The sequence below is a fragment of the Allobosea sp. GW823-FHT02B03 genome (assembly GCF_058797755.1).
This window is the reverse complement of sequence record NZ_JBXAJY010000004.1, coordinates 242,409-256,056: the sequence shown is the minus strand read 5'-3', so window position 1 is coordinate 256,056 and position 13,648 is coordinate 242,409. Positions and strand designations below refer to the sequence as shown.

13 protein-coding genes are annotated in these 13,648 nt (G+C 65.7%); 6 read left to right on the top strand and 7 right to left on the bottom strand.

Going from position 1 to position 13,648, the window contains the following annotated elements:
* Positions 1–79: 79 nt before the first annotated feature.
* A complete protein-coding gene (locus AC1REK_RS14800) occupies positions 80–838 on the bottom strand; it encodes a FadR/GntR family transcriptional regulator (protein ID WP_492269464.1) in 759 nt (252 codons plus the stop codon).
* A 260-nt stretch (positions 839–1,098) separates the two neighbouring features.
* Between AC1REK_RS14800 and AC1REK_RS14795 the strand changes: the two genes are divergently transcribed.
* The 5 genes from AC1REK_RS14795 (at position 1,099) to AC1REK_RS14775 (ending at position 6,433) form a co-directional block, all read left to right on the top strand.
* A complete protein-coding gene (locus AC1REK_RS14795; protein WP_316019071.1) occupies positions 1,099–2,151 on the top strand; it encodes an ABC transporter ATP-binding protein in 1,053 nt (350 codons plus the stop codon).
* Between the two features lie 119 nt (positions 2,152–2,270).
* Positions 2,271–3,578, top strand: coding sequence for an ABC transporter substrate-binding protein (locus AC1REK_RS14790; protein WP_492269465.1), 1,308 nt, complete (start codon positions 2,271–2,273; stop codon positions 3,576–3,578).
* 60 nt (positions 3,579–3,638) lie between these two features.
* A complete protein-coding gene (locus tag AC1REK_RS14785; RefSeq protein WP_316019073.1) occupies positions 3,639–4,592 on the top strand; it encodes a carbohydrate ABC transporter permease in 954 nt (317 codons plus the stop codon).
* The gene (locus tag AC1REK_RS14780) at positions 4,585–5,487 is read left to right on the top strand and encodes a carbohydrate ABC transporter permease (RefSeq protein WP_316019074.1); all 903 of its coding nucleotides are present in this window, start codon (positions 4,585–4,587) and stop codon (positions 5,485–5,487) included. The genes AC1REK_RS14785 and AC1REK_RS14780 overlap by 8 nt, the downstream gene beginning before the upstream one ends.
* A gap of 55 nt (positions 5,488–5,542) precedes the next feature.
* A complete protein-coding gene (locus tag AC1REK_RS14775; protein ID WP_492269466.1) occupies positions 5,543–6,433 on the top strand; it encodes an NAD(P)-dependent oxidoreductase in 891 nt (296 codons plus the stop codon).
* A gap of 88 nt (positions 6,434–6,521) precedes the next feature.
* On the opposite strand, the gene AC1REK_RS14770 is transcribed toward AC1REK_RS14775, so the two are convergent.
* Positions 6,522–7,523 (bottom strand): LacI family DNA-binding transcriptional regulator, encoded by a 1,002-nt coding sequence (locus AC1REK_RS14770; RefSeq protein ID WP_316019076.1) that lies wholly within the window; start codon positions 7,521–7,523, stop codon positions 6,522–6,524.
* Positions 7,524–7,720: 197 nt separating this feature from the next.
* Here AC1REK_RS14770 and AC1REK_RS14765 point away from each other — a divergent pair, with 197 nt between their 5' ends.
* Positions 7,721–8,632, top strand: a complete 912-nt coding sequence (locus tag AC1REK_RS14765; RefSeq protein WP_316019077.1) for an NAD(P)-dependent oxidoreductase — start codon at positions 7,721–7,723, stop codon at positions 8,630–8,632.
* A gap of 12 nt (positions 8,633–8,644) precedes the next feature.
* Here the strand turns inward: AC1REK_RS14765 and AC1REK_RS14760 are convergent, their stop codons facing one another.
* The 5 genes from AC1REK_RS14760 to AC1REK_RS14740 form a co-directional block, all read right to left on the bottom strand.
* The gene (locus AC1REK_RS14760) at positions 8,645–9,562 is read right to left on the bottom strand and encodes a DMT family transporter (RefSeq protein WP_327522561.1); all 918 of its coding nucleotides are present in this window, start codon (positions 9,560–9,562) and stop codon (positions 8,645–8,647) included.
* A gap of 113 nt (positions 9,563–9,675) precedes the next feature.
* Positions 9,676–10,149: a MarR family winged helix-turn-helix transcriptional regulator gene (locus AC1REK_RS14755; protein ID WP_492269467.1), complete on the bottom strand. Its 474-nt coding sequence runs from the start codon at positions 10,147–10,149 to the stop codon at positions 9,676–9,678.
* Positions 10,150–10,242: 93 nt separating this feature from the next.
* A complete protein-coding gene (locus tag AC1REK_RS14750) occupies positions 10,243–10,824 on the bottom strand; it encodes an NAD(P)H-dependent oxidoreductase (RefSeq protein WP_492269468.1) in 582 nt (193 codons plus the stop codon).
* Between the two features lie 2 nt (positions 10,825–10,826).
* Complete coding sequence (locus AC1REK_RS14745; protein WP_492269469.1) at positions 10,827–12,251, bottom strand: FAD-binding oxidoreductase; 1,425 nt, start codon at positions 12,249–12,251, stop codon at positions 10,827–10,829.
* The gene (locus tag AC1REK_RS14740; protein ID WP_492269470.1) at positions 12,248–13,576 is read right to left on the bottom strand and encodes a cytosine deaminase; all 1,329 of its coding nucleotides are present in this window, start codon (positions 13,574–13,576) and stop codon (positions 12,248–12,250) included. The genes AC1REK_RS14745 and AC1REK_RS14740 overlap by 4 nt, the downstream gene beginning before the upstream one ends.
* Positions 13,577–13,648: the final 72 nt, after the last annotated feature.

Below are 13,648 nucleotides of genomic sequence, written 5' to 3'. Positions count from 1 at the left end.
CCGGGTCGCCCGCAGAGCAGGAGGCGACGAACTCTGCTCGCCGCCCGCGAGCCGGGACCGCATCAGTTTATAGTATGATTTAATCGCGGGCTGAGCTCGCGTTTTCCGATGTGCGGCCGGCAAGCAGGCGCAGAGTGCTGTTCAGGCTGTCGATCACCAATCCGCTCATCCGGGCGGCGGCGAGATCCCCGTCGCGCTGGCTGATCGCATCCAGCACCCGCTCATGGTCGACCAGCGAAGCGGTGAAGAAGAAGCGGTCGTCCGGGGCCTTGAGGAACAGCGACCACTGGATCGTGGCGCAGACCGCAGGCGCCAGGCATTGCAGCGGCGGATTGCGCGTCGCCTCGAAGATCGATTCGTGAAAGGCAAGGTCGGCCTGCACCGTCGGCTCGGCATAGGGCGGATTCACGGTCATGCCGCGATAGGCTGCCGCGATCTTGGCCAAATCCTCCTCGCTGCGCCGCTGCGCCGCCAGCCGCGCCGCACTTGGCTCGACGAAGAGCCGCAACTCGAAGAGATCGCGAATGAATTTCTCGTTCGGATCAGCCTCGAAATGCCAGGCGAGGACATCGGGATCGAGCAGATTCCAGGAATCCCGGGGCGCCACGCGGGTGCCGCTCTTCGGCCTCGCCTCGACCAGACCTTTGCCGGTCAGGAACTTCACGGCCTCTCGATAGGCCGTGCGTGAGACGGAAATCTCGCTGCGGATATCATCCTCATTCGGCAGCAGCTCGCCGGTCCGCGAGGCGCCGCTGATGATCGAGACCGCGAGCTTGTGCGCGACCTGCCCGAACAGCCGGTCGGGACTGAGCATCCGCGCCCGCGAAGTATCGCGCATCCGCATCCGGCTTGGCTTTCCTCCGCGCCGCGCCGCCTTCCGGTGACGCCGGCTCCCATATGGCGGGGCGCTTGACACGCCCGTTTCTATCGTATGACTTTATCCGGGAACGGGAGCGACGCAACAGGCGAAGACCTTGCCTGCACTGCGGCGCGCCATGGTCATCGGCCTCAGAGAAGCCGAGGCCGATGGGATTGCGGCCATGCCGCCGGGGTGCGATCACTCGTCCCTGAGGAAACGAACGACCGGGAGAAGCCAAGATGGCCTCAGTCCAGATCGCGGATGTGCGCAAGGCCTATGGCTCGACGCAGGTCATCCATGGCGTCGACATCGACATCGACGATGGTGAGTTCGTCATCCTGGTCGGCCCTTCCGGCTGCGGAAAGTCGACCCTGCTGCGCATGATCGCCGGCCTCGAGAACATCACCGGCGGCGAAATCCGCATCGGTCCGCGCGTCGTCAACGACGTGCCGCCGAAAGAGCGCGATATCGCCATGGTGTTCCAGAACTATGCGCTCTACCCGCATATGACGGTGGCCGACAACATGGCCTTCTCGATGAAGCTGCGTAAGGCGCCGAAGGCCGAGATCGACGAGCGCGTCAGCAAGGCCGCCGGTATTCTCGGCCTGGAGAAGCTGCTCGACCGCTATCCGCGCCAGCTTTCGGGCGGTCAGCGCCAGCGCGTCGCCATGGGCCGCGCCATCGTCCGCAACCCGCAGGTCTTCCTCTTCGACGAGCCGCTGTCGAACCTCGACGCCAAGCTGCGCGTGCAGATGCGCACCGAGATCAAGGAGCTGCACCAGCGCCTCAAGACCACCACGGTCTACGTCACCCACGACCAGATCGAGGCCATGACCATGGCCGACAAGATCGTCGTGATGCATGACGGCATCGTCGAGCAGATGGGCGCGCCGCTCGACCTCTACGACAATCCGGCGAACCTCTTCGTCGCCGCCTTCATCGGCTCGCCGTCGATGAACCTGCTCAAGGGCACGATCCGCGCAAACGGCTTCGAGACCGAAGGCGGCGTGATCTGGCCGATCGGCAAGCATCCGACCGATTCGAACGACCGGGCCGCCGTGCTCGGCATCCGTCCCGAGCATCTCATGCTCGATCCGAACGGCCTGCCGGCCGAGGTCGTGGTCATCGAGCCGATGGGTTCGGAGACCCAGGTCGTCGTCCGCTGCGGCGGCCAGGACCTGACCTGCATCTTCCGCGAGCGCATCACCGCCAAGCCGGGTGAGAACATCCACATCCGGCCCGACACCTCGGTCACGCATCTCTTCGACGCTGCCACCGGCAAGCGCATCTGAATATACGCCGCTCCGCCCAATTGGGGGCGCCGCCCCCGGGGCGGCGCCGCGCATCCGCCGACTACAAACCCTGACGAGGCTCCCATGTAGGGCCTCGCGGTCCAACGGAGGAGCAACCCATGACGATTTCCAGACGTGACGTATTGATCGGCGGCGCCGGGCTCGCCGCCGGTGCCACATTGTCGGCGCCGTCGATCGCCCAGACGGCCAACATCGAAAAGGGCGCGACGCTGCGCGTCCTGCGCCCGACCAAGTTCGTCGACCCCGACCAGACGATCTTCAACGAGAACACCGAAGCCTTCACCAAGGCGACCGGCGTCCAGGTCCGCGTCGACTATGCGAGCTGGGAAGACCTGCGCCCGCAGACGGCGGTGACCGCCAATACCGGCGCCGGCCCCGACGTCGTCGTCGGCTGGGCCGACGATCCGCACATCTTCGCCGACAAGCTGGTCGACCTGACCCAGATCGCCGAGGATCTCGGCAAGAAGTATGGCGGTTGGTACCCGGTCGCCGAGAAATACGGCAAGAAGGACAAGACCAACCAGTGGATCTCGATCCCGATGGGCGGCTCCGGCGGCCCGGCGGTCTATCGTGAATCCTGGGTCAAGGAAGCGGGCTTCGACAAGTTCCCGACCGACCATGCCGGGTTCCTCGACCTCTGCCGCAAGCTCAAGGCCAATGGCCACCCGGCGGGCTTTGCCCTCGGCAATGCCGTCGGCGACGGCAATGCCTTCTGCAACTGGCTGGTCTGGTCGCATGGCGGCTACATGGTCGACGAGAACAACAAGGTCGCGATCAACTCGAAGGAGACGATCGAGGCGCTGAAATACGCCAAGGCGCTCTACGAGACCTTCATCCCCGGCACCCTGTCCTGGCTCGACATCAGCAACAACAAGGCGCTGACGGCCGGTGAAGTCGGCCTGACGCAGAACGGCGTCTCGCTCTACTTCTCGATCAAGAACTCGAAGGACGAGAAGATCGCGGCGATCGGCAAGGACCTCAACCATGCCCCGATGCCGGTCGGCGCCGGGGTCGGACGTGCGACCGAGACGGCGCTGGTCATCAACGCCATGGTGTTCAAGCACACCAAGTTCCCGAACGCCGCCAAGGAATATCTCCGCTTCATGATGGAGAAGGAACAGTACGACAAGTGGCTGACCGGCTGCTTCGGATACTGGACCCAGCCGCTCAAGGCGTACGCCAACAGCAAGGTCTGGGAGAGCGATCCCAAGATCCTGGTCTATCGCGACACCTGGGAACGCGCTCTGTGGAGCGGCTACAAGGGCGCGATCACCGAGGCTGCAGGCACCGTCAACGCCGAATACGTCATGGTGCAGATGGTCGCTTCGGTCTGCGCCGGCCAGGCGACGCCCGAACAGGCCGCTGCGGAAGCCGAGCGCCGCGCCAAGCGCTACTACCGCACCTGATCCGTCACGACCGCGCCGCCGCCATCGCGGCGGCGCGGCTTCATTACGGGAAATCGCGCCATGACGATCGCGGCCGAGGCACGGGCCGGCCACCAGTTCTCTCACGGCTGGCTGACGCGCCTGTTCGACTACAAGCCATTTCTGGTTTTCATCTGCCTGCTGCCGGCCCTGGGCCTGCTGCTGGTTTTCCTGAGCTACCCGCTCGGCCTCGGCGTCTGGCTCGCCTTCACCGACACCCGCATCGGCCGCGCCGGCTATTTCATCGGCTTCGAGAACTTCCAGTCGCTCTGGCACGATCCGGTCTTCATCACCTCGGTCTGGAACACGCTGCTCTATACGGGCGTCGCGACGGTCGGAAAATTCGCGCTCGGCCTCTGGCTGGCGCTGCTGCTCAACAACCACCTGCCGTTCAAATCGCTGCTGCGCGCGCTGATCCTGGTGCCCTGGATCGTCCCGACGGTGCTGTCGGCGATCGCTTTCTGGTGGATCTATGATCCGCAGTTCTCGATCATCTCATACATCCTGGTCGACGTGCTCGGCTGGCGGGACACCTATATCGACTTCCTCGGCGCCCCCTGGCCTGCCCGCTGGTCGCTGATCGCCGCCAATATCTGGCGCGGCATCCCCTTCGTCGCGATCTCGCTGCTCGCCGGCCTGCAGACCATCTCGCCTGCGCTTTACGAGGCGGCGATGCTCGACGGCGCCAATGCCTGGCAGCGCTTCCGGCATGTGACGCTGCCGATGCTGATGCCGATCCTGGCGGTGGTGCTGACCTTCTCGGTGCTGTTCACCTTCACCGACTTCCAGCTCGTCTACGCCATCACCCGTGGCGGGCCGATCAACTCCACCCATCTGATGGCGACTCTCGCCTTCCAGCGCGGCATTCCCGGCGGCCAGCTCGGCGAAGGCGCGGCGATCGCCGTGGCGATGATCCCCTTCCTCGTGATGGCGACGCTGTTCAGCTACTTCGCGCTCGCCCGCCGCAAATGGCAGCAGGGAGAAGACAATGACTGATCAAGCTGCCGCGGCGCGCCCGCAACTGGTCGAGAAGGAGCAGACCGGGGTCATCGACTGGTCGTCGGGCCCGCGCCGCTTCATCACCCTCTACCTGCCGCTTTCGCTCTTCGTGATCGTGCTGCTGTTCCCGTTCTACTGGATGGCGATCACCGCGATCAAACCGAATGCCGAACTCTACGACTACAAGAACAACAACCCGTTCTGGGTGAAGTCGCCAACGCTCGAGAACATCAACAAGCTGCTCTTCCAGACCGACTATCCGCAATGGCTGCTGACGACGATGACCGTCGCCACGGTCGCGACGGCCCTCTCCCTGTTCTCCAGCGTGCTCGCCGCCTATGCGATCCAGCGCCTGAAGTTCAAGGGCTCGCAATATGTCGGGCTCGGCATCTACCTTGCCTATCTCGTGCCGCCCTCTATCCTGTTCATCCCCATGGCGACGCTGATCTTCCAGCTCGGTCTGTTCGACTCGCAATGGGCGCTGATCCTGACCTATCCGACCTTCCTGATCCCGTTCTGCACCTGGCTCCTGATCGGCTATTTCAAGTCGATCCCGTTCGAGCTCGAGGAATGCGCCATGATCGACGGCGCGACCCGTTTGCAGACGCTCTGGAAGATCACCCTGCCGCTGGCGCTACCGGGCCTGATCTCGGCCGGCATCTTCGCCTTCACCCTGTCCTGGAACGAGTTCATCTACGCGCTAGCCTTCATCCAGTCAGCGGAGAAGAAGACCGTCCCCGTCGCCGTGCTGACCCAGCTCGTCGAGGGCGACGTCTACCATTGGGGCTCCCTGATGGCCGGCGCCCTGCTCGGCTCGATCCCGGTCGCCCTGCTCTATTCCTTCTTCGTCGATTATTACGTGGCGTCGCTCACCGGTGCGGTGAAGGAATGAGTCCCTGCCGGGCCCGTCCAGGGGCGGGCCCGCTATCAGCATAAAGGTTGGTTTTGTGAGTTCGATCGCCTTCGTCGGGCTCGGCGCAATGGGTGCGCCGATGGCCGAGAATCTCGTCAAGAAGCAGTTCCGCGTAACCGGTTTCGACATGCGCCCGCAGGCGCGCGACGCCTTGGCGGCGGCCGGCGGCCATGCCGCGGCGAGCGCCGGCGAAGCGGCGCAAGGTGCGGATGCCCTGGTCCTGATGGTCGTCAATGCCGCGCAGGCCCGCGCCGTGCTGTTCGACGCCGGGGCGCTCGCCGCCCTCGCACCTTCCGCGACCGTCATCCTGATGGCGACCTGCCCGCCCGGCGAGGTCGAGGCAATCGCCGCCGAGGTCGAGAAGAGCGGCCGCCGCTTCGTCGACGCGCCGGTTTCCGGCGGCGTCAATGGCGCGCGCGGCGGCACGCTGACGATCATGGCCGGCGCCGCGCAGGCGGATTTCGATGCCGCCAGGCCGATGCTCGACGCGATGGGCGACAAGGTCTTCCATGTCGGGCTGAGGCCCGGCCAGGGCGCGACCGTGAAGACCGTCAACCAGCTGCTCTGCGGCGTCCATATCGCGGTGGCGGCAGAAGCGCTCTCGCTCGCCCAGAAGGCTGGAATCGACGGCGCGCTGCTGCTCGAGATCATGGGCGGCTCGGCCGCCTCGTCCTGGATGCTCCGGGATCGCGGACCGCGCATGCTCGACGACGAGCCGCCGGTCGCCAGCGCGGTCGACATCTTCGTCAAGGATCTCGGCATCGTCCTCGATGCCGGCCGGGCCGCCAAGGCCTCGCTGCCACTCGCGGCCGCCGCACACCAGATGTTCCTCGCCGCTTCGGGCCTCGGCCATGGCGGGCGCGACGACTCGCAGGTCGTCCGCGCCTATCGGGCGCTGAACCCCAAAGCGGCCAACGATGCCTGACTACGATCAGGAACGCGCCGCCTGCGGACAGAACGGTCTGCAGGCGGGGAATGCGGCCGTGCGTAATGAATCGAAGTGTCGGCCTGTGCTAGCGCTTGCGCGGCGGAGCCGTGGTGCCGCGCACCACGAGATCCGGCTTCAGCACGACCCGGCGCGGAGGCGCAGCCGGTTCAGCGATGCGGCGCAGCAGCATCTCGGCCGACTGGCGCCCCATATCGTCCTGGAAATTCTTGATCGTCGTCAGCGCCGGATACCATTGCGCCGCCTCCTGGACGTCGTCGCAGCCGACGAGCGAAAAGTCCTCGCCCGCCTCCAGCCCGCGATGGCGCAGGCCGAGCATGGCGCCGAAGGCCGTGAGATCGTTGAAGCAGACCGCGGCCGTCGGCGGGTTTTCGGCGTCGAGAACCGTCTGGACCCCCTTCAGCCCGGTCTCGCGGGTTCCCCAGCCGGAATAGACCAGCGCCGGGTCGAGCGGCAGGCCGTATTTGGCGAGCATCTCGGAATAGCCGCGATAGCGGTTGCAGCCGGTCGAGATCAGCTTGCTCTGCCCGAGAAAAGCGATGCGGCGGTGGCCGAGCTCAAGCAGATGCTCCATGGCGAGCACCGTGCCATGCCGGTCGTCCGAGCCGACGAAGTCGAGGTCGACGCCGTCGATCTCGCGCGAGAGCTGGACCAGCGGCACCTGCGCCGCCATCAGATGCGCCAACGTCTCTGCCGTCGTGCCGCCGGCCGGGCAGATGATCATGCCGTCGGGCCGGTACTCCTTCAGCGTGTTGAGCACGCGGTCCTGACGCTCGAGATTCTCGGCATAGGTGCCGAGCAGGATCGACCGTCCATGCGCCGCCGCCGTCTCCTCGATCGCCGCCAGCAGCTCGGCGAAGTACGGGTTGGTGATGTCGTGGAAGCCGACGCCGAGGATGTTGGTCCGGTCGGTCCGCAGCGAGGCCGCGCTGCGGTTGTAGCTGTAGCCCATTTCGCGCGCCATTTTCTGCACGCGTTGCTTGGTCGCATCGGCGACCAGCGGGCTGCCCCGCAACGCCAGCGAGACCGTCGCGGTCGAGACGTCGAGATGGTCGGCAATGATCTGCAAGGTAACGCGGCCCCGCCCTCCCAAGCGTTCCCGAGGCACCGCTGCGCCCTTCCCGAACGAAGAAGGGTCACGCAGGTTTCCGTCACCAGCCATAAAGCGCTTCTCCTGAAGCGGGTTAACCACGGCCTTCAACCAGTTCTTGGTCAAATCGTTCCGCATGTTCACAGTCCATCTCATATAATACGGAGAAACTGAAGATGAGCGCTCAGAAAGAATCGATCGGCTTCATCGGCGTAGGCTTCATGGGTCAAGGCATGGCCTCGTGTATCCTCGCCAAAGGCTTCCCCTTGACCGTCATGGGGCATCGCAACCGCAAACCAGTCGAAGAACTCAAGGCTGCTGGCGCACAGGAAGCCGCAACGCCGCGGGAACTTGCCGAAAAGGCCTCGATCATCTTCCTTTGCGTCACCGGCACGCCGCAGGTCGAGGCCGTGGTCAACGGTCCCGACGGCATCGCAGCCGGCGCCAAGCCCGGCACCATCATCGTCGACTGCTCGACCTCGGATCCGAGCTCGACGGTCAGACTGGCAGCCCAACTCTCGGCCATTGGTCTCCACCTCTGCGATGCTCCGCTCGGCGGCACGCCCGCGCAAGCGGCTCTTGGCCAACTCTCCACCATGATTGGGGCGGACAGCGAGGTTTTCGCGCGGATCAAGCCGGTCTGTGACGCATGGGCACAAAAGGTCGTGCATCTCGGCCCGGTCGGCGACGGCCACAAGATGAAGCTGCTCAACAACTTCCTCTCGATGGGCTATGGCGCGATCTATTCCGAGGCGCTGACGCTGGCGCAGAAGATCGGTATCACGCCCCAGACTTTCAACAGTGTGATCTCCGGCGGCCGGATGGATTGCGGCTTCTACCAGACCTTCATGCAGTACGTGCTGCAGCGCGACCGCGACGCCCACAAGTTCACCTTGTCGAACGCGCTGAAGGATGTCCGCTATCTCGAGACCGTCGCCAACGATGCCGGCGTACCCAACCCGGTCGGCAACGCCGTCAAGAACGTCTATGCCCAGGCCGTCGCGGCCGGCAAGGGCGATGACTTCGTGCCGATGCTCTCTGATTTCGTGGCGTCGCAGAGCCGCCTCTCGCTCGCCGACAAGGGCTGAGCGAGGCGTCCCCTAGTCCAGCCGGGCCGAGCCTTCGGGCACGGCCCGGACCCGCTCGCGATAGAGCAGATAGAGACCAGAGGCGATGACGATACTGGCCCCGATGAAGGTGTAGCGGTCGGGTATCTGGCCGAAGACGAACCAGCCGAGCGCGACCATCCAGACGATCTGCGAATAGTTGAAGGGCGAGAGCATGCTCGCCGGCGCGCGCTGATGCGCCAGGATCAGCAGCCAGTGACCGAGGGCGCCGAAAAGCCCGGTGCTGAGCATCAGGAGCCAGCTCAGCCCGTCGGCCGGCCAGGACCAGAACAGCGGGACGAGCGGCACCATCACCACCGCGCCGACCATGCCGGAATAGAACATCGTCGTCTCCGGGGAGTCGCTGGCGGCGAGCATCCGCGTCGATATGCTGTAGAAGGCGTAGCAGAAGCAGCCGCAGACGGTGAGCAACGCCGCAGGGTGCAGGCCGCCGAGCCCGGGACGGGTGATCACCAGCACGCCGACGAACCCCACCGCGATCGCAATAAGCCGGCGCGGCCCGGCCCATTCGCCGAGGATCGGCCCGGCCAGCAGCGCGACCAGGAACGGCGTCGCGAACATGATCGAGACCGTCTCGGCCAATTGCAGGTACTTCAGCGCGAAGAAGTTCAGCGCGGTCGAAGTCAGCAACAGCAGCGAGCGGATGCCCTGCAGCCATGGCCGGCTCGTCTTGACGATGCCGGGCCGCGACCAGGGATTGAGGATGATCGAGACCAGCGCCACGCTGATGATGTAGCGCGCCGAGACGACCTGCCCGGTGTGCATCGAGCTCCCGAGCCACTTCGCCGAGGCGTCGAGCAGCGAAAAGCACAGAACTGCCGCGCACATCAACAAGATGGCAGTCAGGCGATTCCGGCTTGTGTCCGGGTGCGGAGCAGGTGCGGCCGACAAGCGAGACGTCTCGTCATGCTCTGGGGGAATGGCCAGAGATCAATGAACCGATTTAAAGACTGAGACCAGCCCGGTGGCGCATGCGCGCCATGCCGCAGAAGCGTCCGGCCAGGTTAGGCCGCGTCGTCCACGTCCTCTTCGGGATCGTCGAGCTCGGCGCCGGCCTGCGAAAGCCCCTTGGCGACCTTGCGCAAGAGCTTGCGCAACTGCTTGCGCTCCTTGGAATCGAGCTTCTCGAGCAGCTCGTCCTCGACCTGGTTCCAGACCGCGTCGAGCGCCGCGGCAGTCCTCTGGCCGTGTTCGGTCAGCGCGACCTGGACGAGCCGACCATCGCGGCCTCCACCCTCGCGGCTGACGAGACCCTGCAGCGACAGCCGGCCGATCGTCTTGGAAACCGTCGGCGGCTTGACTCGCAGCAGGCTGGCGAGCTCACCCATCGTCATCGGCGCGGCCTGCAGCGCCTTCAGCGCCTGCTCCTGGCCGGGAAAGAGCCCGAGCGCGTTGAGCCGCTCGCCCATCCGGGCCCTGTGCAGCCGGGCTGCGACCAGCAAGGCCCGGCCGACGCTTTTCTCGATCGTCTTGGTCATGAGCCGGCCCCCCGAAAAGATTGCTCATCCTTTTCGCCGGCTCTGCAATCGCCTGCGATCATGACAGGCAAATGACAGTCTTTCGACGCTCACCTAAAATTGCGCGGTCATTCCCTGAATTCTGCGCAGAAAGCGCTCGCGGCTGTCTGGAGTCGAGCGGTTCATGTCGTAATGCGCCTGGTAGCTGAGGCGGGCGGTGGGATGGCAGACCGCCCGCAGCGAGCGGCAGACCAGCTTGCGCGGCGGGTCCCCCATCAGCATCGCCCGCCAGCGCGAGCCGCCATAGGTGGTGACCGCGGCAAGCCGGCGAATATTCCAGAGGCTCGGCTGCGCCTGTCCTTCCACCAGCTTGAACGAGACGCCCGGCAGGAAGACCCGGTCGAAATAGCCTTTCAGCATGGCCGGGTAGCCAAAATTCCAGACCGGGAAGCAGAGGACCAATGCCTCGGCCGCGCGCAGCCGCTCGACATAGCCGGCAACCGAGCGGCCATTTTTCGCGGAATCGAGGTAGTCGAGACGCTCCTGCCGGCTCAGCACCGGCTCGAAGCCCTCGGCATAGAGGTCGCAATCGTCGACCTCATGGCCATGTCGGCGCAGCCCGTCGACGGCAGCGGCGTGCAGCGCCGCGCCGAAACTCTCGGGATTGGGATGCGCGTAGACGACGAGGACGCGCATGCTCAGCCGCCGGCCGCTTCACCCAGGCTGCGGAACAGGAAGGTCTTGCCGGCGCGGAAGTCATAGGCCGGGTCTTCCCAGGCGACCATCTTGCCGGGGTTGAGCAGGCCCTGCGGATCGGCCTCGCGCTTGAAGGCGAGCTGGACCTCGTCGGTCTGCTTCATGCCGCCCTCTTCCAGCGTGTAGCGATGCGGGTTGAAGATCGGCGCGCCCATCTCCTCGTGGATCGCCATGATCTCTTCCAGCCGCTCCTCGGTGGTGAAGCGGACCAGAGGCAGGCCGAAGCAGGTGATCTTGCCGTCGAAGCGGACGAATTCGAGATGGCAAGTCAGCTCGTCGCCGAAACGCTGATGGATCTTCTCGACCAGCTCGACCTGGTTGGGGAAGGGGTAGAGCACCTGCAGATAGGTGATCGACGGATCGACCCTGAGCGCCCGCAAGGTGGTGTGGTTCCAGGCCAGCTCGAAGGAAGGCGGCAGACCCTTCGCCTCCTCCGGCGTCAGCTTGTCCGAGCGCATCAACAGTTCGGCGCCGCGGAAGCGGCGGGCATAAGCCAGCGTCGATTCCACCGCGAAATCCGCGACCATGACGATGACGCAGTGGCTGTCGCGCGGTAGGAACTTGCGATGGCGCAGGAAGTAGTCGTGCGGCGCCGGAGCCGCGACGACGGCGAGCTCCTTCAGCGCCAGCCCGTCCTGCTCGCCCAGCGAATTGGCGAACTCGGTGGCGCCGCGCAGGCTGTCGAACCCGATGATGACGTCGACCCAGTTATAGGCCGGCCCGAGCGGCATCTCGACCTCGGTGATGATGCCGTTCGTGCCATAGGCGTGCGAGACCTTGTGCAGATCCTCGCCCTGCAGTTCGAGGATGCGCGGCTGCGCCTCCATCGTCGCGACACGCAAGCGGATGATGTTGCCCCAGTCGCGCAGGCCGCCCCACTTGATCGAGCCGACGCCGCCGGAGCCGCCGGCGATGAAGCCGCCGACCGAGGCCGTATGGTAGGTCGAGGGGTGCAGGCGGATCTCCTGGCGCGAATGCGCCCGCGTCTCCTTGTCGATATCCGAGAGGATCGCGCCGGGCTCGGCGACATAGCGGCCGGGCTCGATCGCCTTGACCTTGTTGAAGCCCGAGAGATCGAGCACCACCCCGCCCGAGAGCGGCATCGCCTGGCCGTAATTGCCGGTGCCGGTGCCGCGCGGCGTCACGGGGATGCCGAGCGCATGGGCAGCGGCGAGCACCTCCAGCACCTCCGCCTCGCTGGTCGGCGAGACGATGATGTCGCCGGTGACCTGGTCGAGCTGGCGCTTCAGCGTCGGCGAGTACCAGAAGAAGTCCCGGCTCTTCTGCTTCACCAGCGCGGGATTGTCCTCGCTCTTGATGCTGCCGAGGCGGGCCTTGAGGGCGGCGATGTCGTACTTCGTGCTCATGCGTCGGTGCTCATCAGATGGTCGAGTTCGCGATAATCGGGCAGCGTGCGGTCGATTGCCTTGCCGCAGATCAAGACGGTGCGCTCGGCCTGTGGCCGGGCGAAGAATTCGGTCCAGTCCCGTGCCCGGGTCAGGATCATGTCGGCTGGGCCGCCGACACTGAGCCGTCCCTGTCCGGGCAGGCCCATCAGCGCAGCCGGGGTCGTCGCGATGCTCTGTACCCAGTCATGGCCCGAATGGTCCAGCTGGAGAATGCGCGTTCCCTCGCGCAGCACCTCGATAAGGTCGAGATCGCCATAGGCGTAGAAGGGATCGCGGGTGTTGTCGGAGGCGATCATCACCGGCACGCCGGCAGCATTCAGCTCGTGCAGCGCGGTAACGCCGCGCCAGCGCGGCGTGCGGCCGGCCTGGCGGTCCTGCAGGTACATGTTGCACATCGGCAGCGAGACCACGGCGATGCCGGCCTCGGCGACCTTGGCGATGATACGGGCCTCGTCAGCCGGCTGCTGCAGCGCCAGCGAGCAGCAGTGACCGGCGAGGATCTTGCCGGTGAAGCGATGGCGCAGCGCCGCGTCCGCGATATGCTCCAGCGAGCGCGCCGCCGGATCATTGCTCTCGTCGACGTGGAAATCGAGGTCGAAGCCGTTCTCGATCGCGGTCAGGAAGATCGTGTCCAGCGCCCTGTCGAGCTCCGGGATCATGTAGGTGACGCAGCCGAGCAGCCCATCGCCATGCGCCCTCACCGCCCGCGTGATCGCCTGCATATGGGCGTCGTCGGCGACCGCCTCGACGCCGAACAGCGGCGAGCCCTGCAAGGCGATGCGCCCAGTCCATTCCGCCCTGAGCTCGGCCAGAACCTGCCAGGAGATGCCGATCTGCGGACCGAGCGAGTCGATATGGGTGCGGATCGCCGCCGTGCCATGCGCGAAGGCGCAGCGAAGGCCGAACTCCATGCGGCTACGCACGTCCCGCGCCGTCCAGTTCGCCTCGCGGTCGGCACCGACGCTGGTCAGCGCCCCCATGAAGCTGCCATCGGGATTGGGCCGACGCGGCCAGATATGGCCCTTGTCGAGATGGGTATGCACGTCGACGAGGCGCGGCAGGACGATGCCACCGTCGAGATCGAAGGCCGCCCCGGCGTCGAGGCCGGGCATGCCGGCCGGCAGGAGCGAGGAGACGACGCCGTCCTCGATCGCGAGATCGAGCGCGGCGAAGCCATGCCGGTCGCTCGCAATGGTCTCGGCCGAGACCAGGCAGGCCGGCACCCGGGCATTGTTCAAGCGATAGCTGCCCGAGGCCGGGATTGCTGCAAAGCCGGTGGTCACGTGGTTCTCTCCGGCTCGCCAAACGCCGCCTGAATCGGGAGGCGCGAAGATGAGGGCTCGGCGCGCCGCGAT

Coding starts and splice junctions, on each gene's coding strand:
- AC1REK_RS14800 (WP_492269464.1), bottom strand. CDS start 838: ATGCGCGATACTTCGCGGGCGCGGATGCTCAGTCCCGACCGGCTGTTC.
- AC1REK_RS14795 (WP_316019071.1), top strand. CDS start 1,099: ATGGCCTCAGTCCAGATCGCGGATGTGCGCAAGGCCTATGGCTCGACG.
- AC1REK_RS14790 (WP_492269465.1), top strand. CDS start 2,271: ATGACGATTTCCAGACGTGACGTATTGATCGGCGGCGCCGGGCTCGCC.
- AC1REK_RS14785 (WP_316019073.1), top strand. CDS start 3,639: ATGACGATCGCGGCCGAGGCACGGGCCGGCCACCAGTTCTCTCACGGC.
- AC1REK_RS14780 (WP_316019074.1), top strand. CDS start 4,585: ATGACTGATCAAGCTGCCGCGGCGCGCCCGCAACTGGTCGAGAAGGAG.
- AC1REK_RS14765 (WP_316019077.1), top strand. CDS start 7,721: ATGAGCGCTCAGAAAGAATCGATCGGCTTCATCGGCGTAGGCTTCATG.
- AC1REK_RS14755 (WP_492269467.1), bottom strand. CDS start 10,149: ATGACCAAGACGATCGAGAAAAGCGTCGGCCGGGCCTTGCTGGTCGCA.
- AC1REK_RS14750 (WP_492269468.1), bottom strand. CDS start 10,824: ATGCGCGTCCTCGTCGTCTACGCGCATCCCAATCCCGAGAGTTTCGGC.
- AC1REK_RS14745 (WP_492269469.1), bottom strand. CDS start 12,251: ATGAGCACGAAGTACGACATCGCCGCCCTCAAGGCCCGCCTCGGCAGC.